Source organism: Telluria mixta, assembly GCF_029223865.1.
In the GTDB taxonomy this organism is placed as follows: Bacteria; Pseudomonadota; Gammaproteobacteria; order Burkholderiales; family Burkholderiaceae_D; genus Telluria; species Telluria mixta.
Genome location: NZ_CP119520.1, coordinates 6,337,058 through 6,358,253, shown reverse-complemented (window position 1 = coordinate 6,358,253; position 21,196 = coordinate 6,337,058). Strand labels below are relative to the sequence as shown.

Annotated in this window: 23 protein-coding genes and 1 pseudogene; 13 read left to right on the top strand and 11 right to left on the bottom strand. The window is 66.5% G+C overall.

Translation table 11 applies throughout. The features are described 5' to 3' along the window. The first annotated feature begins 3 nt into the window (after positions 1-3). The 3 genes from mshL to P0M04_RS27985 are packed head-to-tail and all read left to right on the top strand — an operon-like array spanning position 4 to position 3,993. Positions 4-1,842: a pilus (MSHA type) biogenesis protein MshL gene (gene mshL, locus P0M04_RS27995; protein WP_259451074.1), complete on the top strand. Its 1,839-nt coding sequence runs from the start codon at positions 4-6 to the stop codon at positions 1,840-1,842. Continuing rightward, positions 1,843-2,736 (top strand): ExeA family protein, encoded by an 894-nt coding sequence (locus P0M04_RS27990; protein ID WP_259451075.1) that lies wholly within the window; start codon positions 1,843-1,845, stop codon positions 2,734-2,736. A gap of 12 nt (positions 2,737-2,748) precedes the next feature. After that, the gene (locus P0M04_RS27985) at positions 2,749-3,993 is read left to right on the top strand and encodes a tetratricopeptide repeat protein (RefSeq protein ID WP_259451076.1); all 1,245 of its coding nucleotides are present in this window, start codon (positions 2,749-2,751) and stop codon (positions 3,991-3,993) included. 7 nt (positions 3,994-4,000) lie between these two features. Here the strand turns inward: P0M04_RS27985 and P0M04_RS27980 are convergent, their stop codons facing one another. After that, positions 4,001-5,158, bottom strand: a complete 1,158-nt coding sequence (locus tag P0M04_RS27980) for a pyridoxal phosphate-dependent aminotransferase (protein ID WP_259451077.1) — start codon at positions 5,156-5,158, stop codon at positions 4,001-4,003. Between the two features lie 28 nt (positions 5,159-5,186). Beyond that, complete coding sequence (locus tag P0M04_RS27975) at positions 5,187-5,642, bottom strand: putative toxin-antitoxin system toxin component, PIN family (protein ID WP_259451078.1); 456 nt, start codon at positions 5,640-5,642, stop codon at positions 5,187-5,189. 38 nt (positions 5,643-5,680) lie between these two features. Between P0M04_RS27975 and yaaA the strand changes: the two genes are divergently transcribed. Next, a complete protein-coding gene (gene yaaA / locus P0M04_RS27970; protein ID WP_259451079.1) occupies positions 5,681-6,451 on the top strand; it encodes a peroxide stress protein YaaA in 771 nt (256 codons plus the stop codon). A 216-nt stretch (positions 6,452-6,667) separates the two neighbouring features. On the opposite strand, the gene P0M04_RS27965 is transcribed toward yaaA, so the two are convergent. Further along, the gene (locus tag P0M04_RS27965; protein ID WP_259451080.1) at positions 6,668-7,507 is read right to left on the bottom strand and encodes an outer membrane protein assembly factor BamD; all 840 of its coding nucleotides are present in this window, start codon (positions 7,505-7,507) and stop codon (positions 6,668-6,670) included. Between the two features lie 67 nt (positions 7,508-7,574). On the opposite strand from P0M04_RS27965, the gene P0M04_RS27960 reads away from it, so the two are divergent. Both P0M04_RS27960 and pgeF read left to right on the top strand, forming a co-directional pair. Beyond that, positions 7,575-8,612, top strand: coding sequence for an RluA family pseudouridine synthase (locus tag P0M04_RS27960; RefSeq protein ID WP_259451081.1), 1,038 nt, complete (start codon positions 7,575-7,577; stop codon positions 8,610-8,612). Then, positions 8,612-9,406, top strand: a complete 795-nt coding sequence (gene pgeF, locus P0M04_RS27955; RefSeq protein ID WP_259451082.1) for a peptidoglycan editing factor PgeF — start codon at positions 8,612-8,614, stop codon at positions 9,404-9,406. The genes P0M04_RS27960 and pgeF overlap by 1 nt, the downstream gene beginning before the upstream one ends. A gap of 9 nt (positions 9,407-9,415) precedes the next feature. Here pgeF and P0M04_RS27950 read toward each other — a convergent pair whose 3' ends face one another. Then, positions 9,416-9,697, bottom strand: coding sequence for a hypothetical protein (locus P0M04_RS27950; protein ID WP_259451083.1), 282 nt, complete (start codon positions 9,695-9,697; stop codon positions 9,416-9,418). A 50-nt stretch (positions 9,698-9,747) separates the two neighbouring features. Here P0M04_RS27950 and phaC point away from each other — a divergent pair, with 50 nt between their 5' ends. From phaC to P0M04_RS27930, 4 genes are all read left to right on the top strand, one after another. After that, the gene (gene phaC, locus P0M04_RS27945) at positions 9,748-11,502 is read left to right on the top strand and encodes a class I poly(R)-hydroxyalkanoic acid synthase (RefSeq protein WP_259451084.1); all 1,755 of its coding nucleotides are present in this window, start codon (positions 9,748-9,750) and stop codon (positions 11,500-11,502) included. A gap of 196 nt (positions 11,503-11,698) precedes the next feature. Beyond that, a complete protein-coding gene (phaR, locus tag P0M04_RS27940) occupies positions 11,699-12,253 on the top strand; it encodes a polyhydroxyalkanoate synthesis repressor PhaR (protein WP_056131689.1) in 555 nt (184 codons plus the stop codon). A 174-nt stretch (positions 12,254-12,427) separates the two neighbouring features. Then, positions 12,428-13,831 (top strand): 30S ribosomal protein S12 methylthiotransferase RimO, encoded by a 1,404-nt coding sequence (gene rimO, locus P0M04_RS27935; protein WP_259451085.1) that lies wholly within the window; start codon positions 12,428-12,430, stop codon positions 13,829-13,831. Between the two features lie 25 nt (positions 13,832-13,856). Then, positions 13,857-15,026: a cystathionine beta-lyase gene (locus tag P0M04_RS27930; RefSeq protein WP_259451086.1), complete on the top strand. Its 1,170-nt coding sequence runs from the start codon at positions 13,857-13,859 to the stop codon at positions 15,024-15,026. Here the strand turns inward: P0M04_RS27930 and P0M04_RS27925 are convergent, their stop codons facing one another. Both P0M04_RS27925 and trxC read right to left on the bottom strand, forming a co-directional pair. Next, positions 15,027-15,389 (bottom strand): DUF4870 family protein, encoded by a 363-nt coding sequence (locus P0M04_RS27925; protein ID WP_259451087.1) that lies wholly within the window; start codon positions 15,387-15,389, stop codon positions 15,027-15,029. It lies immediately after the preceding gene. Between the two features lie 46 nt (positions 15,390-15,435). Then, positions 15,436-15,878 (bottom strand): annotated as a pseudogene (gene trxC / locus P0M04_RS27920) (thioredoxin TrxC). 114 nt (positions 15,879-15,992) lie between these two features. Between trxC and P0M04_RS27915 the strand changes: the two are divergent. Genes P0M04_RS27915 through P0M04_RS27905 form a run of 3 tightly spaced genes read left to right on the top strand, consistent with a single transcriptional unit; the run spans position 15,993 to position 17,926 of the window. After that, a complete protein-coding gene (locus tag P0M04_RS27915; RefSeq protein ID WP_259451089.1) occupies positions 15,993-16,778 on the top strand; it encodes a DUF72 domain-containing protein in 786 nt (261 codons plus the stop codon). Then, a complete protein-coding gene (locus P0M04_RS27910; RefSeq protein WP_259451090.1) occupies positions 16,742-17,476 on the top strand; it encodes a Mut7-C RNAse domain-containing protein in 735 nt (244 codons plus the stop codon). The genes P0M04_RS27915 and P0M04_RS27910 overlap by 37 nt, the downstream gene beginning before the upstream one ends. Before the next feature lie 36 nt (positions 17,477-17,512). After that, a complete protein-coding gene (locus P0M04_RS27905; RefSeq protein ID WP_259451091.1) occupies positions 17,513-17,926 on the top strand; it encodes a hypothetical protein in 414 nt (137 codons plus the stop codon). Here P0M04_RS27905 and P0M04_RS27900 read toward each other — a convergent pair. The 5 genes from P0M04_RS27900 to P0M04_RS27880 form a co-directional block, all read right to left on the bottom strand. Continuing rightward, positions 17,923-18,333 (bottom strand): hypothetical protein, encoded by a 411-nt coding sequence (locus P0M04_RS27900; RefSeq protein WP_259451092.1) that lies wholly within the window; start codon positions 18,331-18,333, stop codon positions 17,923-17,925. The genes P0M04_RS27905 and P0M04_RS27900 overlap by 4 nt on opposite strands. A 181-nt stretch (positions 18,334-18,514) precedes the next feature. Next, complete coding sequence (locus P0M04_RS27895) at positions 18,515-18,862, bottom strand: hypothetical protein (protein ID WP_259451093.1); 348 nt, start codon at positions 18,860-18,862, stop codon at positions 18,515-18,517. Continuing rightward, on the bottom strand, positions 18,859-19,308 hold the full coding sequence (locus tag P0M04_RS27890; protein WP_259451094.1) for a GNAT family N-acetyltransferase: 450 nt from the start codon (positions 19,306-19,308) through the stop codon (positions 18,859-18,861). The genes P0M04_RS27895 and P0M04_RS27890 overlap by 4 nt, the downstream gene beginning before the upstream one ends. Then, positions 19,286-19,930 (bottom strand): ABC transporter ATP-binding protein, encoded by a 645-nt coding sequence (locus tag P0M04_RS27885; RefSeq protein WP_259451095.1) that lies wholly within the window; start codon positions 19,928-19,930, stop codon positions 19,286-19,288. The genes P0M04_RS27890 and P0M04_RS27885 overlap by 23 nt, the downstream gene beginning before the upstream one ends. A gap of 9 nt (positions 19,931-19,939) precedes the next feature. Then, positions 19,940-21,079, bottom strand: a complete 1,140-nt coding sequence (locus P0M04_RS27880) for a DUF6136 family protein (protein WP_259451096.1) — start codon at positions 21,077-21,079, stop codon at positions 19,940-19,942. Positions 21,080-21,196 lie beyond the last annotated feature (117 nt).

Genomic DNA, 21,196 nt, shown 5'->3' with positions numbered 1-21,196 from the left:
AGGATGAACGACAAGCGTATTCCGATGCGGACCATGACGGCCTTCAGTGCCGCGCTGCTGGTGCTCATTGCGCTGAGCGGTTGCCAGACGACGCCGAGCCCGGCCACCTATGACAAGATCAAGGGCGAGTTGGCGAGCGGTGCGAGCAAGCGTCCGGCCGCGGCGCCCGCCGTCGACGCGGCCGTGGCCGACGCGCTGCTGCCGCCGGCCGCCGCGCTGGCCACGCAACTGCCCAAGGCACGGCCCGCGCTGGAAGAGCGTTTCAACGTCTCCTTCAACAACGTGCCGGCGCAGCAGTTCTTCCGCTCGATCGTCGCGGGCACGCGCTACAACATCCTCGTGCATCCGGACGTCGCCGGCACCATCACGGCGAACCTGAAGGACGTGACCCTGCCGGAGACGCTCGACGCGATCCGCGAGATGTACGGCTACGATTACAAGATCGACGGCACGCGCATCTCGATCAAGCCGCTGACGATGCAGACCAAGATGTTCCACGTGAACTACCTGGTCGGCAAACGCGCGGGCATGTCGAGCACGCGCGTGACGTCGACGTCGGTCGCGAACGCGGTCAACAACGGGAACGGGGGCGGCAACGGCAACAACAATAACAATAACAGCCAGGGCGGCCAGAACCCGTTCGGCAACAACGGCAACAACCAGAACAACAACGGCAACAATCCGAACGGCCAGAACGGCGGCGGGCAAATGGACAGTACGGACGTCGCCACGATGTCCGCCAACGATTTCTGGGGCGACCTGAAACTGGCCATTGAGGCCATCGTGGGACCGAAGGAGGGCGGCCGCAGCGTCGTCGTCAGCCCGCAGTCGGGCGTGCTCGTGATCCGCGCGATGCCGGACGAGCTGCGCAACGTGGACGCCTACCTGAAAGCCACGCAGCTCGCGGTCGACCGCCAGGTGATCCTGGAAGCGAAGATTCTCGAAGTGGAGCTGAACGACAGCTACCAGAGCGGCGTCAACTGGGCCTCGTTCGCGTCGATCCGCAGCAGCCATGACAACCGTGTCTCCGGCGGCCTGATCGCGCCGGGCGCGACGCTCACGCCGCTGCCGTTCGGCGGCGGGCAGCCGGCCGTGATCAACGACCCGAGCACGGGCCTGTCGGCCAGTACCGGCTTCTCGCTGTCGAATGCGGCGGGTGCCGCCGGCTCGATGTTCGGCCTCGCCGTGCAGACGGCGAACTTCGCGGCGCTGATCTCGTTCCTCGAAACGCAGGGCACCGTGCACGTCCTGTCGAGCCCCCGCGTGGCGGCCGTTAACAACCAGAAGGCGGTGCTGAAGATCGGTACCGACGAATTCTTCGTCACCGGCGTGCAGACGACCACGAACTCCACGACGACCGGCAACACGGTGTCGCCGAGCGTGACGCTGCAGCCGTTCTTCTCCGGCGTCGTCCTCGACGTCACGCCGCAGATCGACGAGAAGGGCAACATCCTGCTGCACGTGCACCCGTCCGTGAGCCAGGTCTCGACGATCAACAAGTCCGTCAACCTGGGCGCGGCCGGCAGCCTGAGCCTGCCGCTCGCGGCATCGGCCACGTCGGAACTGGACAGCATCGTGCGCGGCCAGAACGGCCAGGTCGTCGCCATCGGCGGCTTGATGCGCCAGTCGTCGACGGCGGACGATTCGCAGCTGCCGGGGACCGGCAAGGTGCCCGTGCTGTCGTCGCTGTTCGGCGCCAAGAAGCGCGTGAACCAGAAGCGCGAACTGGTCGTGCTGATCAAGCCGACCATCGTCGAAGGCATCAACAACTGGAACGACGACCTGCTCGACACGAACCGCCGCATGGAGCAGCTCGACCCGCGCACCCGGGGGAACCGGTAAATGTACACGGCCCACTTCGGCCTGCGCGAGCTGCCGTTCGGGATCACGCCCGACACCAGCTTCTTTTTCGGCGCCCCGCATTCGCAGGAAGCCCTGAACACACTGCTCGTCGCGGCGCGCGGCGGCGAGGGCTTCATCAAGATCACCGGGGAGGTCGGCACCGGCAAGACCCTGTTGTGCCGCAAGTTCATGGCGACCCTGGGCCCGGAATTCGTCACCGCGTACATCCCGAACCCGTATCTCGAACCGCGCACCCTGATGCTGGCGCTCGCGGACGAGCTGGAAGTCGCGTACGACAAGGACGTCGACCAGCACCAGGTCCTGAAAGCCATCACGCACCGGCTGCTGCAGCTGGCGGGCGAAGACAAGCGCGTGCTGCTGTGCCTCGACGAGGCGCAGGCGATGCCCGTCGAGACGCTGGAGGCGCTGCGCCTGCTGACGAACCTGGAGACCGAAAAGCGCAAGCTGCTGCAGATTGTCCTGTTCGGCCAGCCGGAACTGAACCGCAAACTGGAATTGCAATCGATCCGCCAGCTCGCCCAGCGCATCACGTTCCATTATCACCTCGGGCCCCTGACGCGCGACGACCTCGATTACTACGTGGCGCACCGCCTGCGCGTGGCCGGGTATGATGGGGCGCGCCTGTTCTCGCGCGGTGCGGTGTCGCGCCTGTACGCCGCCAGCGGCGGCGTGCCGCGCCTCGTCAACATCCTCGCGCACAAGGCCATGATGCTGTGCTATGGCCAGGGACGCCAGCAGGTCGCACGCGCGCACGTGAACCTGGCCGCGCGCGACACCCTCGCGACGAGCAGGCGTCGCGTGTGGCCGTGGGCCGCGGCGGCGCTCGCCCTGGCCGGTGCCGCGGCGGGCCTGGCGTGGGCGCTGAGCCATTGACGGGGAGCCGGAATGAGCCTGATTAACAAGATGCTGCAAGACCTGGACGCGCGCGGCACGCCGAAGGACGGCGAGCTGCCCGGTCAGGTGAAGCCCGTCGAACGGCCGTCGTACCGGCCGAACCGCCGCCTGATCGTGGCCGCCGTCGGCGGTGCCGTCGCCGCCGTCGCGCTGGGTTGGCTCGGCTGGTCGCAGTTGCAGCGCGCGCCCAGGCCGGCACCTGCCGCGCCGGCGCCCGTCGCCGCCGTCCAGGTGGCGCCGGTGGTCACGGGGCCCGTGCAGGCGGCACCCGTGGTGACCGGACCCGTGCAGGCACCTGTCGCCGCACCTGTGGAAGCGCCGCCGGCCGTCCAGTCGACCGCGGGCGAGACCGAAGGCGCGCCGGCGCCGAAACACATGACGCGGGCGGAGCGCCGTGCGGAGCGTAAACGTCTCGCGGAAGAGAAGGCCGCGGCGCGCAAGGCGGAGAAGGCGGCGAAAACGGCGACCGTGCACGCGAAGGACGTCGCGCCGATGGAGCCGGACAGCGCGGAAGCGCGCGAGGCGCGCCGCGCGATGGCGCAGGCGCTGGCCGCGCGCGGCAAGTCCGCGAAGAAGACCTCCGCCGCGATGGTGGCCGCCGCACGCGCGGCCGCGCACGACGACGCCGCGCCGAAGGGCAAGCGCAGCCCACAGGGCCGCCAGGAGACGGGCGCCCAGCGCGCGGAAGGCGAATACCGCCGCGCGCTCGCGAGCCTGCAGGAAGGACGCATGATCGAGACCGTCGCTTCGCTCGAGCAGGCACTGAAATACGAACCCACGCACGAGGCGGCGCGCCAGACGCTGGTCGGCCTGCTGATCGAGGCGAACCGCAACGACGAGGCGATGCGCCAGCTGCAGATGGGCCTCACGCTGGACCCGCGCCAGCCCGCGATGGCGATGCTGCTGGCGCGCTTGCAGATCGAGCGGGGCGGCAACGGCATCGACACCCTGATGCGCACCTTGCCCTATGCGGGCAACGACGCCGACTACCACGCCTTCCTGGCGGCCGCGCTGGCCCGCCAGCAGCGCCACCGCGAAGCGGCCGAGCAGTATCACCAGGCCGTGCGCGCGGTGCCGTCGAACAGCGTGTGGTGGATGGGTCTCGGCATCTCGCTGCAGGCCGAGAAGCGCAACGGCGAGGCGCTCGAGGCATTCCAGCGTGCGCGCGCCGGCGGCGGGTTGTCGCAGGAATTGCAGGGGTTCGTGGAGCGGCGCATCCAGCAGCTCTCACATTGAGAACGCGTCACACGGTCGCCAACCGCTCCAGCGCGCCGTTCAGCGTCTCATCCTTCTTCGCAAAGCAGAACCGCACGATCCCGGACTCCGTCGGCTTGCTGTAGAAGGCCGAGACCGGGATCGCGGCCACCTTGATCTCGCGCGTGAGCCACTGCGCGAATTCCGATTCGGAGAGGTCCGAAATCCCGTCGTAGCGCACGCACTGGAAATACGTGCCGTCCGCCGGCAGCAGGGTAAAGCGCGTGTTGGCCAGCCCGGCGCGGAACAGGTCGCGCTTGCGCTGGTAGAACGAAGGCAGGTCGCGCCACGGCGCCGGGTCGCGCATGAAGCCGGCCAGGCCCGCCTGCATCGGCGTGTTCACGCTGAAGACGTTGTACTGGTGGGCCTTGCGGAATTCCGCCATCAACGGTGCCGGCGCGGCCACATAGCCCACCTTCCAGCCCGTCACGTGGTACGTCTTGCCGAAGCTCGACACGACGAACGCGCGCTCCGCCAGCACGGGATGGCGGCTCACCGACGCATGCGGCTGGCCGTCGTAGACCATGTGCTCGTAGACCTCGTCCGACAAAAGCAGAATGTCCGTCCCCGCCACGATGTCCGCCAGCGCGTCGAGGTCGGCCTGGCGCAGGATCGTGCCCGTCGGGTTGTGCGGCGTGTTCACGACGATCATGCGCGTCCGTGGCGTGACGGCCGCCGCGACAGCGTCCCACGGCACGCTGTAGCCGCCGGCGTCCACGCGCATCGCGACGGGCACCGGCACGCCGCCGGCCATGACGATCGAGGGCTGGTAGCTGTCGTAGCAGGGCTCGATGACGATCACCTCGTCGCCCGGATGCACGGCGCACAGGATCGCCGTGATGATGCCCTGCGTGGCGCCGGCCGTGACCGTGATCTCGGCGTTGGCGTCGTAAGCGTGGCCGTACAGCGCGGCCAGCTTGGCGGCGATGGCCTCGCGCAGCACGGGCAGGCCGGTCATCGGCGCGTACTGGTTGTGGCCCGCGCGCATGGCGGCGTCGACGGCGTCCAGCAGGCGCGGGTCGCAGTCGAAGTCGGGGAAGCCCTGGCCCAGGTTGACGGCGCCGTGCTCGTTCGCGAGCGCGGACATCAGGGTGAACACGGTGGTGCCGACGGCCGGCAGGCGCGATTGCAGGACGGGTGTGGTCATGGTGCGGACGGGTTGGAAAGGGATTGCATCATTCTACCGTGGCCGGGGCCTCGGTCTTGACCCAGGCCTCGGGCGTCATGATGCGGAAGAGGTTCTCGCGCGCGGCGCGGCGGGCCAGCTTGAGCAGGGCCTTGTCCTTGGTGACGAGGACGGCGGCGTCGGCATCGCGCGCGATTTCGAGGAATTTCTGGTCGTCCCGGTCCGTGCAAACGGGCAGGCGCAGCGCGCGCGACGTCGGCGCCACGACCTCGATCAGGGCGTCGAAGGCGGCCTCCGCCTGCGGCCGCGTCGACTCGTCGAGCGGCAGGTGAGAGTAATGCAACACGATCCGGTATTCGTCGCGGCAATCGGCGCGGGTGACGGCGCGCACCTTGCCGGACTCCAGTGCGGCGAGCAGGGGCGCCCAGCGCGGGTCGCGGAAAACGAACAGGTCGAGGCAGACGTTGGTGTCGATGACGATGGGTTTTGCTGGAGCAGGTATCATGTCAGCAATTTTACCCGCTGTACGTGTTTCTTAATTAAATGCTGATCGTTCTCTCGCCCGCCAAGTCCCTCGACCTCGATTCCCCGCCCACCACCCAGGAACGCACGACGCCGCGCTTCATCGACGATGCTGCCGAACTCATCCGCGTTCTCAAGCCGAAGTCGCCGGCCGAGATCGGCGCATTGATGGATATCTCGGACCAGCTATCGGTGCTGAACGTGACCCGCTATGCCGACTGGCACCCGGACCACGGCGGCGCCCGCCAGGCCATCATGTCGTTCGACGGCGATGTCTACACGGGCCTCGCGGCACGCACGCTCGACGCGCAGGCGCTCGGGTACGTGCGCGACCGCGTGCGCATCCTGTCCGGCCTGTACGGCGTGCTGCGTCCGCTCGACGCCATGCATCCCTACCGCCTGGAGATGGGCACGCGCCTCGCGAACCCGCGCGGCAAGGATTTATACGCCTTCTGGGGCGAACGCGTGACGGCCGCGCTGAATGCGGACCTGAAGGACGCGGGCGCGCCGGTCCTCGTGAACCTCGCGTCGGAAGAATACTTCAAGTCCGTCAAGCCGAAACTGCTGGACGTGCCGGTGATCACGCCCGTGTTCGAGGACTGGAAGAACGGCAAGTACAAGATCATCTCGTTTTTCGCCAAGCGGGCCCGCGGGATGATGGCGCGCCATGCGGCCGAGCAGGGCATCACGGACGTCGAGCGCCTGAAGGACTTCGACGTGGACGGATATGCGTACGACGAGGCCGTGTCGACGGACAAATCATGGGTGTTCCGCCGGCGCATCGAAGGCTGACGACTCCGAAAATTCGGGGTCAGAGCACTTTTTTGCGCAAGGTCCTCGAAGTAAGTTTACGCGTGGCGCTGGGCGCGAATGTCCGTAGACGGCGTGCACGTGCGACGATCGTTGCCAGAGCAACTGACCTCCGGATATTGATCGGAAATGTGCTCTGACCCCGAATGTCGGGGCTGGGGTCAAAAAAATGCCCGCTTGGCGCGGGCATTGTCGGGGTTACTGCACGGCGTCTTTCGGCGCCGGTTTCGGGCCGGCCTTGGCCCAGAATTTCCACCACGGCGCATCGCCCGTACCCTTGCCACCCAGGAAGCGGCTGTTCGGATAGTTCATCGTGAAGACGCGTTGCGTGTCGTCGCGCAGGTCGAACATGCCCAGTTTGTCGTAGGCGCGAATCATGATGAACAGCGCTTCCTCGCGCGCGGGGGCTTCGCTGAACTGGCTGACGGCGCCCTGGGCGCGGTTCAGCGCGGCCAGGTAGGCGCCGCGGCGGTAGTAATAGTTCGCCACGTGCACTTCGTACTGCGCCATCGCATTGATCAGGTAGTTCATGCGGGAGATCGAGTCCGGCGCGTATTTGCTGTTCGGGAACTTGTCGACCAGTTCCTTGAACGCGGCAAACGCTTCGCGCGTCGCCTTCGGGTCGCGCTCGGTCGGATCCTGGGCGTAGATGAAGCTGAGGAAGCCGATCTGGTCGTTGAAGTTGATCAGGCCGCGCAGGTAGTACATATAGTCGACCTGCGGATGGTTCGGGTGCAGCTTGATGAAGCGTTCGACGGCGGCCAGGGCCTCCGCCTGGTCCTGCGCCTTATAGTGCGCATAGGCGATTTCCATCTGCGCCTGGGCGGCGTACGTGCCGAACGGATAGTTGGATTCGAGGCGTTCGAACAGCTTGATCGCGGCTTCGTAGTGGCCGCCAGCCATTTCCTCCTGCGCGTCAGCGTATAATTTCGATGCTGACACGTTCTTGTTTTCGTCGGATCTTTCCGGTAACAAACCGCAAGCTGACAAACTTAGCAGAACGCTAGTCACGACTAATACAGACAATTTTTTTTGCATAAGCTCTTAGTGCAAGAAAGTTTTACCGAGATTCAACGAACGGCTGATTATAGCCGATGGGACTGACGTGATATTAACTGCTGCGCCGAATTCGGCGGAAAACCTTTTCGACCCCGACCTGGACGAGGACCTCGACGCCGAGCTCGACGTCGGTCCTGGTGGTCCCGACTACTCCCCGATCACCCTGGGACTGGTGCCCGAACACTGCGGCCAGCGGTTGGACAAGGTCGTGGCCGGGCTGGTGCCCCAGTTCTCGCGCAGCCGCCTGCAGCAATGGTTCGACGAAGGCCACATCCTCGTCGACGGCAAGCCTGCGAAGGGCAAGAGCACGGCCTACGGCGACGAGACGATCGTCGTCGTGCCGCAGCCCGCGCCCGAGGACACGGCCTACACGCCGGAACCGATGGAACTCAATATTGTGCACGAGGACGACGCCATCATCGTCATCAACAAGCCGGCGGGCCTCGTCGTGCATCCGGGCTCGGGCAACTGGTCGGGCACCCTGCTGAATGGCCTGCTGCACCATTGCCCGCAACTCGTGTCCGTGCCGCGCGCGGGCATCGTGCACCGCCTCGACAAGGACACGAGCGGCCTGATGGTCGTCGGCAAGACGCTGGAAGCGCAGACCGACCTCGTGCGCCAGTTGCAGGCCCGCACGGTGAAACGCGAATACCTTGCCCTCGTGTGGGGCACCCCGCGCGCGTTCGGCACCATCGACACGGCAATCGGTCGCGATGCCAAGGACCGCGTCAAGATGGCCGTGTCGAACAGCCCGTCGGCCAAGCCGGCCATCACGCACTACGAGCTGCTGGAGACGGGCGAGCTCGACCGCCGCCCCGTCAGCCTCGTGCAATGCCGCCTGGAGACGGGCCGCACGCACCAGATCCGCGTGCACATGCAATCGCTGGGCTACAGCCTCGTCGGCGATACTGTCTACGGCAAGCAGCACCTGCGCCAGTTCTTCCACCGCCAGGCCCTGCAGGCGCGCCGCCTCGGTCTCACGCATCCGGTCACCGGCGAGCACGTGGAATGGGTCGTGCCGCTGGCCGACGATTTCGCGGAACTTCTGGAACAGGCCGGGATCGAAGAACCGGAAGCGATCTGATGGTGGAATCCGATCTGCAGGACGCCGATCTGATTCATCCCGCGAGCCAGTGGCCCGACCTGCCTGACGCGTTCGGTGCCTTGGCCACGACGCGACGCGGCGGCGTCAGCATGGGGCCGTATGGCGATGGGCTGGACGGTGGCGGCCTGAACCTGGGCCGCCACGTGAACGATAACCCGGAGGCCGTCCAGGCCAACCGGGCGCGTTTGCGCGCGCGCCTGCCGGGCGCGCCGGCGTGGATCGCGCAGGTGCACGGCGCCGCCGTCGTCGATGCGGCGACCGTCCAGCCGGGCGGGCCCGTGCGCACGGGCGACGCGAGCATCGCGACGGTGCCGGGCGTCGTCTGCGCCATCCTCACGGCCGATTGCCTGCCCGTGCTGTTCGCGGACCTGGGCGGCAAGGTCGCGGGCGCGGCGCACGCGGGCTGGCGCGGTCTCGCGGGCGGCGTGCTCGGGCAGACTGTCGCGGCCATGCGTGCGGCCGGCGCGGGCGAGATCACGGCCTGGCTCGGGCCCGCGATCGGCCGGGACGCGTTCGAAGTCGGTGCCGACGTGCTGGCCGCCTTCGAGGCCGCGTTGCCGGGGCAGGTGGACGATGCATTCCGACCATACCCGGGCCGGCCGGGCAAGTACCTGGCGGACATGTACCTGTTGGCACGTCGCATGCTGGCCCGCGACGGGGTCACGCGCGTTCATGGAGGCGACCGTTGCACGGCGACCGAGACCGACTGGTTTTATTCTTACCGCCGCGACGGCGTCACGGGCCGTCAGGCCAGCCTCATCTGGCTGAAATAAGCGGGGAACTCAGTGCCCCGCGCAGCCGCCGCCATCGCAGCCATGCCCGGCCGCACCGGCATCGGCGCCGGGGACATAGCCTGCCACGGGCACGACCGGCGTGCCGTCAGCTGTCTTCAGCGCCGGCTGTGCCGCACGGGCGCGCCGCCGTCTTGATCCCGCAAGGTAAAAAACGATTGAGAATGGCAACACGCCATAGCCGAAAAAAGTCATAATGCCGCCAACCACAGTCGGCTCCGTCGCCGCCATCAGGGTTACGACGTACATCCATCCTATGGCTACGATCCACATGCGATGCTCCGGTTGCTGTCGATAAAACGATTCTACACAATGGACGCCTTATGAATACGCCTGATGCTACCCCGCAGATGCTTGCAGCACCCTGGATGGCCCCGTTCGCGCAATTCACCGATCCCTCCGCCTGGCAGTCCTGGATGAAACTCCCCGATGGTGCCGACGGCTCCGCGGCGTTCGCACCGGTGGCCAAGATGCTGGGCGATATCGGCGCCGGACTGTCGCAGGGCAAGCTGGAAGCACTGCGTAACGATTACCTGCAAAAGGCGATGAAGCTGTGGCAGGACCTTGTCACGGGCAAGTTGCCGTCGTTCAGCGACCGCCGCTTTTCCGCGCCTGAGTGGACGGCGAATCCGATGTCCGCGTACAGCGTCGCGTCTTACCTGCTGAATTCCGAATTCCTCATGGCTCTGGCCGAGGCCGTCGAAGCGCCGGCGCGCGACAAGCAGAAGATCCGCTTTGCCGTCCAGCAGATCGTCGACGCGATGTCGCCCGCGAACTTCCTCGCGACAAATCCGGAAGCCCAGCAAAAAATGATCGAGACCAAGGGCGAGAGTCTCACGAAAGGCCTGCAGAACATGCTGGCTGACCTGCAGAAGGGTCGCATTTCGCAATCGGACGAGTCGGCGTTCGAAGTGGGCCGCAACGTTGGCATCACGTCGGGTACGGTCGTGTTCGAGAATCACCTGTTCCAGCTGATCCAGTACACGCCGACAACGCCGACGGTGCACGAGGTGCCGCTGCTGATGGTGCCGCCGTGCATCAACAAATACTACATCCTCGACCTGCAGCCGGAGAACTCCCTCGTCCGCTACCTGGTGGAGCAGGGCAATACGGTGTTCATGCTGTCGTGGCGTAATCCGGACCAGAGCCTGGCCGGCACGACGTGGGACGACTACGTGGAGCAGGGCGCGATCCGCGCGCTGGACGTCACTCGCGGCATCACGGGCCAGGACAAGGTCAATGTGTTCGGCTTCTGCGTGGGCGGCACGATTGCCGCGACGGCGCTGGCCGTGCTGGCCGCGCGCGGCCAGAAGCCGGCTGCGAGCCTGTCCCTGTTCACGACCTTGCTCGACTTTTCGGACACGGGTGTGCTCGACGTGTTCGTCGACGAAACGCAGGTCAAGCTGCGCGAACAGCATCTGGCGCGCGGCGGCTTGATGCCGGGACGCGACCTGGCGACGACGTTCTCGGCGCTGCGTCCGAACGATCTCGTGTGGAACTATGTCCAGCAGAACTACCTGAAAGGCAAGACCCCGCCCGCGTTCGACCTGCTGTACTGGAATGCCGACAGCACGAACCTGCCGGGCCCGATGTATTGCTGGTACCTGCGTAACACGTATCTCGAAGACAAGCTGAAGGTGCCGGGCGCGCTGACGGTGGCCGGCGTCAAGGTCGACCTGGGCGCCATCGAATGCCCGACCTTCCTGTACGGCTCGAAGGAAGACCACATCGTGCCGTGGGAAGCGGCGTTCGCGTCGATGGGCCTGCTCAACCCGAAAAAGTCGAAGAACAACCGTTTTGTCCTCGGCGCGTCGGGCCACATCGCGGGCGTGATCAACCCGGCGTCGAAGAACAAGCGCAGCTACTGGGTCAACGAGGGCGGCAAGACGCGGCCGAAGACGCCAGCGGACTGGTCTGCCGGTGCCGTCGAGAAAAAGGGCAGCTGGTGGCCGGAATGGGCGAAATTCCTCGTCGAACACGGTGGCAAGGAAGTCGCGCCGCCCGCCCAGCCGGGCAATGCGCAGTATCCGGCGATCGAGCCGGCGCCGGGCCGTTACGTCAAGGCCAGGGCCGATTGAAGGGACCGCTAACACATTGCGAAAAAAATCATTCAGTTGCTCAGCGAATAATTGCTGCACCTGCGTTCGCAACGTGGTATTTTTAGCGGATATCCTCTTGGAATCGGAGACGCCGCGGGAGATCCCCGCGGTCGCCGCATAAAAAAACGCGCCACGGCGCTATAAAATGCGCTACGGCGCTGTACATGGAAATGAGATGAGTAGTGTCAAAAAAAGCACTGAACGCCTGATCAAGAAGTATCCGAACCGCCGGCTGTACGACACCCAGACCAGTTCTTACATCACTTTGTCCGACGTGAAGCAACTCGTGCTCGATTCCGACGAGTTCACGGTCGTGGATGCCAAGACGAACGAAGACCTGACCCGCAGCATCCTCCTGCAGATCATTCTCGAAGAGGAAGCGCATGGCGTGCCGATGTTCTCCAGCGGCGTGCTGTCCCAGATCATCCGCTACTACGGCCACGCGATGCAGGGCATGATGGGCTCGTACCTGGAAAAGAACGTGCAGGCGTTCACCGACATCCAGAACAAATTCGTCGGCTCGGCCACGGGCGCGATGGAAGGCAAGCCGTTCAGCACCGAGATGTGGACCCAGTTCATGAACATCCAGGGTCCGATGATGCAGGGCATGATGAACAACTACATCGACCAGAGCAAGAATCTGTTCCTGCAGATGCAGGAGCAGATGCAGAGCCAGAGCAAGGCGATGTTCGGCGCGTTCCCGTTCGGCGTGCCGCCGGAGAAGAAATAAGTAGCCTCCGTCGTCCCCGCGAAGGCGGGGACCCAAGTTTGAATGCGCTCCCGCAGCGCGAAGAAAATTGGGCCCCTGCCTCCGCAGGGGCGACGTTCGAAGGCCACCGATTTCCCTCCGCCCCCGCTTCCTGTACAATCGCGGATTGCCCTGAACGTTTGCCGCAATCCGACAATGCAAGAACTCCGCCGTAATCCCCTCCCTGCCACCCTTGATGCCACCGGCACCGCGACGCCGCCCAAGGTCGGTTTCGTCTCGCTCGGCTGCCCGAAAGCGCTCGTCGACTCCGAACAGATCCTCACGCAGCTGCGCGCGGAGGGTTACGAGACCGCCAAGTCGTATGCCGGCGCGGACCTCGTGATCGTCAACACCTGCGGCTTCATCGACGCGGCCGTGCAGGAATCGCTGGATGCGATCGGCGAGGCGCTGGCTGAAAACGGTAAAGTGATCGTCACCGGTTGCCTGGGCGCCAAGAAAGATGCGTCGGGCAGCGACATCATCACCAAGGTGCACCCGAAGGTGCTCGCGGTGACCGGCCCGCATGCCGTGGCCGAAGTGATGGAATCCGTGCACACGCACCTTCCCAAGCCGCACGACCCGTTCATCGACCTGGTGCCGGACCACGGCGTCAAGCTCACGCCCAAGCACTACGCCTACCTGAAGATTTCGGAAGGCTGCAATCACCGCTGCAGCTTCTGCATCATCCCGTCGATGCGCGGCGACCTCGTGTCGCGTCCCATCCACGACGTGCTGCAGGAAGCGGAGAACCTGTTCAAGGCCGGCGTGAAGGAACTGCTCGTGATCTCGCAGGACACGAGCGCGTACGGTGTGGACGTCAAGTTCCGCACCGGCTTCTGGAACGGCCGCCCCGTCAAGACGCACATGACGCAGCTGACGGAAGCGCTGGGCCAGATGGCGAAGCAGTACGGCGCGTGGGTGCGCCTGCACTACGTGTACCCGTACCCGCACGTGGACCAGGTGATCCCGTTCATGGGCGAGAACGTCGTGCCTTACCTCGACATCCCGCTGCAGCACGCGCATCCGGACGTCCTGAAACGCATGAAGCGCCCGGCCAGCGGCGAAAAGAACCTCGACCGCATCCAGGCATGGCGCAAGATGAACCCGGACCTGACGATCCGCTCCACGTTCATCGCCGGCTTCCCGGGCGAGACGGACGCGGAATTCGAATACCTGCTGGACTTCCTGAAGGAAGCGCAGATCGACCGCCTGGGCTGCTTTGCATACTCGCCGGTCGAAGGCGCGACGGCGAACGACATCGCGAATCCGGTGCCGGACGAGGTCAAGGAAGAGCGCCGCGCGCGCGTGATGCTGCTGCAGGAAGAGATCTCCGCGCAACGCCTGCAGGCGAAGGTCGGCAAGACGATCCGCGTGCTCGTCGACGAAGTGGGCCCGCGCGAAGCGGTCGGGCGCTCGGCTGCGGATGCGCCGGAAATCGACGGCGTCGTCCACATCAAGCGCGCCCTCACGCCGGGCAAGGCCAAGCCGGCCGTGGGCGAGTTCATCGAGGTGGTCGTGACGAAGGCGGATGCGCACGACCTGTGGGCGACGGTCGCCTGATCGCCGCGGGCGGAGAGGCAGCGACGTGACGAAGAAGTCGATCCAGACCGCGCTCACCCACAGCGACTACCGCCCGCCGGAAGGCTTCGCCGCCTACCCGACGCCGATCCACCACGCGTCCACGGTCCTGTTCAAGGATGTGGCCAGCCTGCGCTCGGGCGACTGGCGCAGCAAGCAGGCCTATACCTACGGCCTGCACGGCACGCCGACGACCTTCACGCTGGAAGCGCGCCTGGCGGCCATCGAAGGCGGCACGCACTGCCTGCTGGCGCCGTCCGGCCTCGCCGCGATCTCGATGATCCTGCTCGCGCTGCTGAAGGCGGGCGACGATGTCCTGCTGCCCGATAACGTCTACAACCCCACGCGCGAGCTGGGACGCTGGCTGGCGACCGATTATGGAGTCTCTGCGCGCTTCTACGATCCCCTCGCGGGCGCGGGCATTGCAGAGTTGATCCAGCCGAACACGAAGCTGATCTGGACCGAGGCGCCGGGCTCCGTGTCGATGGAAGTGCCGGACCTGCCCGCGATCGGCGCGGCAGCGAAACAGAAGGCGCCGGGTATTCTTGTCGCGCTGGACAACACGTGGGCCGCGGGCCTCGCGCTGCGCGGCTTCGACGTCGGCGCCGACATCGTCATGCAGGCGCTGACCAAATACCAGTCGGGCGGTTCGGACGTGCTGATGGGCGCAGTGATCACGCGCGACACGGCCATCAACGACCGCATCGCGGCGTCGCACATGCGCCTCGGCATGGGCGTGGGCGCGGACGATGCGTACCTCGTCCTGCGCGGCCTGGAAACGATGAAGCTGCGCTTCGATGCACACGATGCGTCCGCGCGCAAGGTGGCGCAATGGCTCAAGGGCCGTCCCGAAATCGCGAAGGTACTGCACCCGGCATTCGAGGACTGCCCCGGCCACGACGTGTGGCAGCGCGATTTCACGGGCGCGGGCGGCCTGTTCTCCGTGGTATTCGACGCGCGTTATTCGAGCGGGCAGGTCGACCGCTTCGTCGATGCGCTGGAACTGTTCGGCATCGGGTACAGCTGGGGCGGGACGCACAGTCTCGCGGTGCCGTACCGGATGCAGGGAATGCGGCGCAACTGGCCCGATACGGGGCCGCTCGTGCGCTTCAACATCGGCCTCGAAGGCACCGAGGACCTCATCGCCGACATCGGGCAGGCCCTCGGCAAGCTTTGATCACACCGGCATCGCGCGATTGTTGTTCAGGTCGAGGAACCCGCGGATGATCCGGTAGGCCATCCATACCCAGGCGCCTGCACCGACGAGCCACGCGATCGGAATCCCGATGATCGTGATGGCAAGCACCACGGCGACCGCCATCCAGATCAGGTAGAACCAGAACGACCGGATCATCCACGTGTGGTGGCTGTACACCATCGTCCCCGCCGTGTCCGGCCGCCGGATGTAATTCACGATCAGCACCAGGATCGACAGCATGCCGAGCGAAAAGAAAAAGGTGAGCGCGTGCGCGACGTACAGGATGCGGGCGAACTGCTTGGCATCCTCGAGGCCGCGTTCGTAGACGAGTTCCTGGGCCATGATCTCTCCGGGTTTTAGATTGCCATTACGATAACCGATCGGCCGCTCAGGCGGCGCGCGCCGTCTGCTGCACCCACGCGACGAGCCGGTTCGCATCCATCGCCCCAGCCTGGCGTGCGATCTCGCGGCCGCCCTGGAACAGCGCGATGGTCGGGATGCTGCGGATGTTGTAGCGCGCGGCCAGGTCCTGCGACGCTTCCGTGTCGACCTTCAGCAGCCGTACGTGCGGCTCCAGCCGGCCAGCGGCCTGGGCGTACGCGGGCGCCATCATGCGGCAGGGGCCGCACCACGCGGCCCAGAAGTCGACGAGGACGGGGATGTCGTTGCGCCCGACGTGCTTGTCGAAACGGGGGACGAGACGTCGGTCGGCTGGGCCGTGAACAGCGCCTTCGCGCATTTGCCGCAGACGGGCTGGTCGGCCAGGCGCTCGCCCGCGACGCGGTTGACGGCGTCGCAGTGCGGACAGACGATGTGCAGGGACTCGGCCATGGTGTTTCCTCCTGTTCGTGATCGATATTCTAAGCCCGGTGGCGCGTGCGCCGTCCATCATGCTGTTCGGCATAGAATCGGATGCCGGGCGGATGCCCTCCAACATGGGTCCAGATGAGCGAATTGCAATCCACGGCAGTCAATCGGCCCCTGATCGGCTGCGCCGGCTGGGGCCTCAACAAGGAAGTGGCGGCCGCGTTCCCCGTCGAAGGCAGCCACCTCGAACGTTACGCGGCCGTGTTCCCGGCCGTCGAGATCAACTCGTCGTTCTACCGCCCGCACCAGCCGCAGACCTACGCCCGCTGGGCCGCCAGCGTGCCGGACACCTTCCGTTTCTCCGTCAAGCTGCCGAAGGCGATCACGCACGAGGCGAAGCTGCGCGACGCGGACGAGTTGCTCGACCGCTTCGTGCGCGAGGCGGGCGAACTGGGGCCGAAACTGGGCTGCGTGCTCGTCCAGCTGCCGCCCAGCGGCGCGTTCGATGCGGACACCGTCGCCGATTTCCTGCCGCGCCTGCGCGCACGCTTCCCCTGCATGCTCGCGCTGGAAGGCCGCCATCCGACGTGGTTCGGCGACACGGCGACCGCGCTGCTGCGCGAACATGGCGTCACGCGCGTGATGGCCGATCCCCCCGCCGGCCAGCCGGGACCCCATGAGCCGACGACGGCGTCGACGTACATCCGCCTGCACGGCACGCCGCGCATCTATTATTCGTCCTATCCGCCGGCGTTCCTGCGCGAGGTCGAGCAGAGGATCGCGGCGATGGCGCAGCCCGGCGCGGATCTCTGGTGCATCTTCGATAACACGGCCGAAGGCCATTCGGTGCCGAACGCACTGGACGTGCTGCGCGGCACGGACGAATCATGGTCAGCGCGACCTTCCGCTTCTACGGCGAGCTGAACGACTTCCTCGCGCGCGAGCGGCGCGGACGCTCCTTCGCGACGCCCTGCGCGCGTGCCGCCACGACCAAGCACATGATCGAGGCGCTCGGGGTGCCGCACACGGAGGTCGAGCTCGTGCTCCTGAACGGCGAACCGAGGGGCCTGGACGACATCCTGGAAGAGGGCGACCGCATCGCCGTCTATCCGCGCTTCACGTCCTTCGACGTGGCCGACGTGGCGCGGCTGGACCAGCGTCCGCCGGGCCGCGCGCGCTTCGTCGCGGATGCGCACCTCGGCGGCCTCGCGCGGCTGTTGAGAATGGCGGGGTTCGACACCATCTACCGCAATACGTTGAACGACGCCGAGGTCGAAGCGATCGCGCTCGACGATGGCCGCGCAGTGCTGACGCGCGACCGCGAACTGCTCAAGCGCCGCGGCATCGCGCACGGCTGCTACGTGCGGGCGCTGAAGGCGGAGGAGCAATTACGCGAAGTGGTCGAGCGCTTCGGCCTGGCCGAGCGCATGCGCCCGTTCACGCTGTGCCTGTCGTGCAATGCGCCGCTGCGGTCCATCGCAAAAGAAGAGGTGCTGGACCGGCTGCCGCCGCGCGTGGCTGCGACGCAGGACGAGTTCAGCACGTGCGACTGTTGCCACGGCGTGTTCTGGAAGGGCTCGCACTGGCAGCGCATGGCGGGTGTGCTGAATGAGATACACTAGCTTCCCGGACGAGCAATCCGTTGACAGCGTGAACCCATGTTGCAACAAGCATCGATACCCATCCGCACCGAATGTCCCCCCGGCGCCTGCGTCTGCGAGCGCGAGATCCTGCTCGCCGATCCGGACGCGGACCTGCGCCCGCTGCGCCTCACGCGCACGGAAGAGCAAAAGCTGCTCGACCGCATCGACGCCGTCTCCAGTTACGCCGAGCTCCAGCGCCTGCAAGACCGCATCCGCGCCAACCTCGGCGTGGAATTGAGAATCACGCCCGGCCCGAACGAAGTGCGCACCTTGCGCGGCATCCTCATCGTGCTGGAAGACCGCCCCGGCCTGTGCAAGAAGGTGCGCCAATCCGTGCCGGCGGCCGTGCGCAAGGTGCTGGAGCGTCATCCCGAGATCACGTACGCGATCCTCGATGCGCACGACCTGTTCGGGGCGTCGCGGCCCTAGCGCTGCGCGAACGATGCCGAGGTGAGTACGACTTCGGCCATGCCCAGGCCTGGCACATAGCGCAACGTCATGTCGTTGTCGTCGTTGCCGTGGCTGAATTCCATGGTCACATTGCCGTCGCCGGATACGAATTTTCTGGACGAAACCGCGAGGAGCCGCAGCGGCCTGTTCCTGTCGATGGCGACGTCCACGTGGCGCATGTCGGGACGCACGTCGATGGACCAGCCGTTCGACATCTCGTACGTGCCCGCGATCTGCCGGGCCTGTTCGTTGCGCAGGCGGTAGGGCCCGTCGAGTGGTTTGACCTGGACGACGGCGACGGGGTCGTCCGTCCGCAGGGTTTGCGCCTGCGTGCCGGACGCGGGCAGGAGCAGGGCGGGAATAAGCATCAGGGACAGGTGACGCATGATCGTTCCTTCACGAAGTGCATGGAGACTTCGGTCAGGCATCGCGTCGCAACGGCACGATGTCGGCCGCCGGTGTGGTCATCCCAGTCTAGGGCGGAGCACGCCAACCGCAAGGCGGCCGGCGCGTGTATCACGAAACAATCTGATTTCGCCGGGGACCAGATCGGCGGGAAATGACACGTTATTCGTCGAAGTCCTCGGCGAGGTTCTTCCAGCCCTTGGCTTTAGCGAACGGCGCGAATTCCTCGGGCGCTTCGAGCACGATGAGACGGCTCTCCTGCAGGCCCGGATCGCTGTGGCCGAAGTCCGGCCCCTTGTAGCCGACGGCGCGCAGCCGCTCGATGATGGCGCGCACGAGCACGGGATCCTTGTAGGCGCCGGGCTCGAGCCGGTCCTTGAATTTCACGTATACGTCGATGATCCCGTAGCCCTCGTCGAAAATGCGGATCGACTTGACGTCGAGGGTACGGCCGTTGGCGTCCTTGGCCTGGAATGGGCCGGACAGTTCAATGTCGGAATCGGTAGTCATGGCGTCAAGGATACCACCGGCCGCGCCAGCGTGTACGCGATCTCGGACTCGCCGACGGGATCGCGGCGCCAGCCCCGGGCCGCATAAAAGCGGTCCGCGCGGGTGCCGGCGCCCGTCGTCAGGCGGATCTGCGCGTGGCCTTGCGCGAACAGCCAGTCCGTCGCCTGCTCGAGCAATGCCTTGCCGAGTCCACGTCCTTCCTGGCCCGGCTGGATGAAGAGCGCCCAGATCGAAGCGTTCGCATTGTCCGCGTAGCTGAACCCGACGATCTCGCCATCCGCTTCCGCGACCCAGCCGCGGCCCGACCGTTCCAGGTAATCCTCGTACATCGCGACGGTGATCCGCGTGGGGTCGCGCAAGGCGTTCTCGGTGACGGCCAGGCGGATGCGCGACATGGCGGGGATGTCGGCGTGGGTTGCGCGTCTAAACTGCAGAGTGCACGACATGTTCACGATCCGTCAGGGTTTCGAATTCCACTACCGCCGCGCCGATCGCATCCGCGAACGCCTTGTCGTGCGTGGACATGAAGACGACCGAGCTTTCCCGCTGCGCCGCCAGCAGGTCGATGAGCACGGCGCGCGCGTCCGCATCGAGGCCGTTGGACGGTTCGTCGAGCAGCAGCACGGCGGGTTCCCCGATCCACGCTGCCGCCAGCATCAGCTTCTTTTGCGTACCCAGCGACATGGCGCCGCAGCGCGTGTCGAGATGGCGGGCGAGGCCGAAGCGCTCGACGATGTGCGTGACCTTGTCCGGGATGGCGCAGCGCTTGGCCCAGGCCACGAACGCCAGCAGTTCGCGGCCCGTGACGAACGGGTACACGGGACACTCGTCCGGCGCGTAGGACAGCCGGGATTTCGCGGCGGCCGGTTGTGCGCCCAGGGCGTGCCCGTCGATGACGATGTCGCCGCCGTCCGCCTCGTCCACGCCGGCCAGCGCGCGCAGCAGCGTCGATTTGCCGATGCCGTTCGGACCCCGCAACGCGTAAGCGCCGGCTGCGAAGTGTCCCGTTCTCCCTTGCAGGACGGGACGGGATCCATACGATTTGCTCACGTTCTCGAAGCGCAGCACGGTCTTCTCCTAAAGCAGGTACGCCATCGTCGCCGCCGTCCAGCAGCCCGCCAGCACGGTCGCCAGGACGACGGCATGCCGGTCGCTGATCAATTGGGGCGTGCGCAGTGCGCACAGCAGGGCCGCGTTCGCGGCCAGCGCCGCCGCCAGGTGCGCGGGCGGCGCGGCGCCGATGGCCCGGGCGTATGCCGTCAGCGCGGCCAGGAACGGCAGGGCGGCCGCGAGCACGGCCACGAGGTCGTACGGGCGCCACCAGTCCGCGGGCAGCGGCAGCGCGCCCACGTAGCCCATGCTTGCCCGGTGCGCGAGGTGCAGGCCGCGAAACAGGCCGCTGAACGTCAGGGCGACGCATCCCTCGGCCAGCAGCACGGTGGGAAAGCTGCGCATATCCCGGTCGAACAGGGTCACGAGGCCGATGGCCGCCGCCACGACGGCAGCGGCGCTCAAGCCTTTTGCGACCATCTCGCCGCGGCGTTCGCGTACGAGGATCGCGAGCGATATCTGCAGCGCGGCGCCATGGCGCCCGCCCAGGGTGAGCGGACTTGCACGGCGCGCGCGCGGCCGCCCTGCACGCCGCTGCGCGCGCGGGCGCGGCGCCAGGACCAGCGCAAGCAATGCCGCCGTGCCGACGAGCAGGTTCGCGGCAAGGTACAGGCGCGTGCCGAAACATGCTCCCGTCAGCATCGCCCCGGCCGCGACGCCCATCCACGCGTCAAGCCGTCGTTCCAGCACGGCCCGTTGCGCGACGAGGGCCAGCAGCGCGACGTCGCACAACAGCACGGCATGCGCGGCCGGTGCGCCGCGGCCGGCCGCGAGTCCCAGCGCGCTCGCCGTGATGAGCAGCAGCGGCGAATCGGCCAGCAGCAGTACCGCGAGATCGGCGTTGCGGCGCTGGCGCGGCGTGAACGGCAGCGATCCGGCGAAGGCCATGAACGGACCGCCCGCGATCTGGTCGCGCTGCATGGCGGCCCAGGCGACGGCAAGCAGCAGCAGGCCGAGCAGATAGCCGATCCGCCATGCGGCGCCGTGGCCCGGTGCGACCAGTGTCAGGAGCGGGCGGGCAAACGTGTCGAGGTTGCCGAATGCGGACGCGTTGGCCGACGCCAGCACGCCCATGACGAGCGTGATGGCCTGCCAGCGGCGCAGCAACAGGCGCGCCGTGCTGACGGCGTACCAGCGCAGGCGCAGGCGGAGGAGCGGTGAGCGGATGGCGGTCTCCTTGGGTCGGGGTCGCCGGATTATCGACTGGTTTTTGTTGATGCTGCA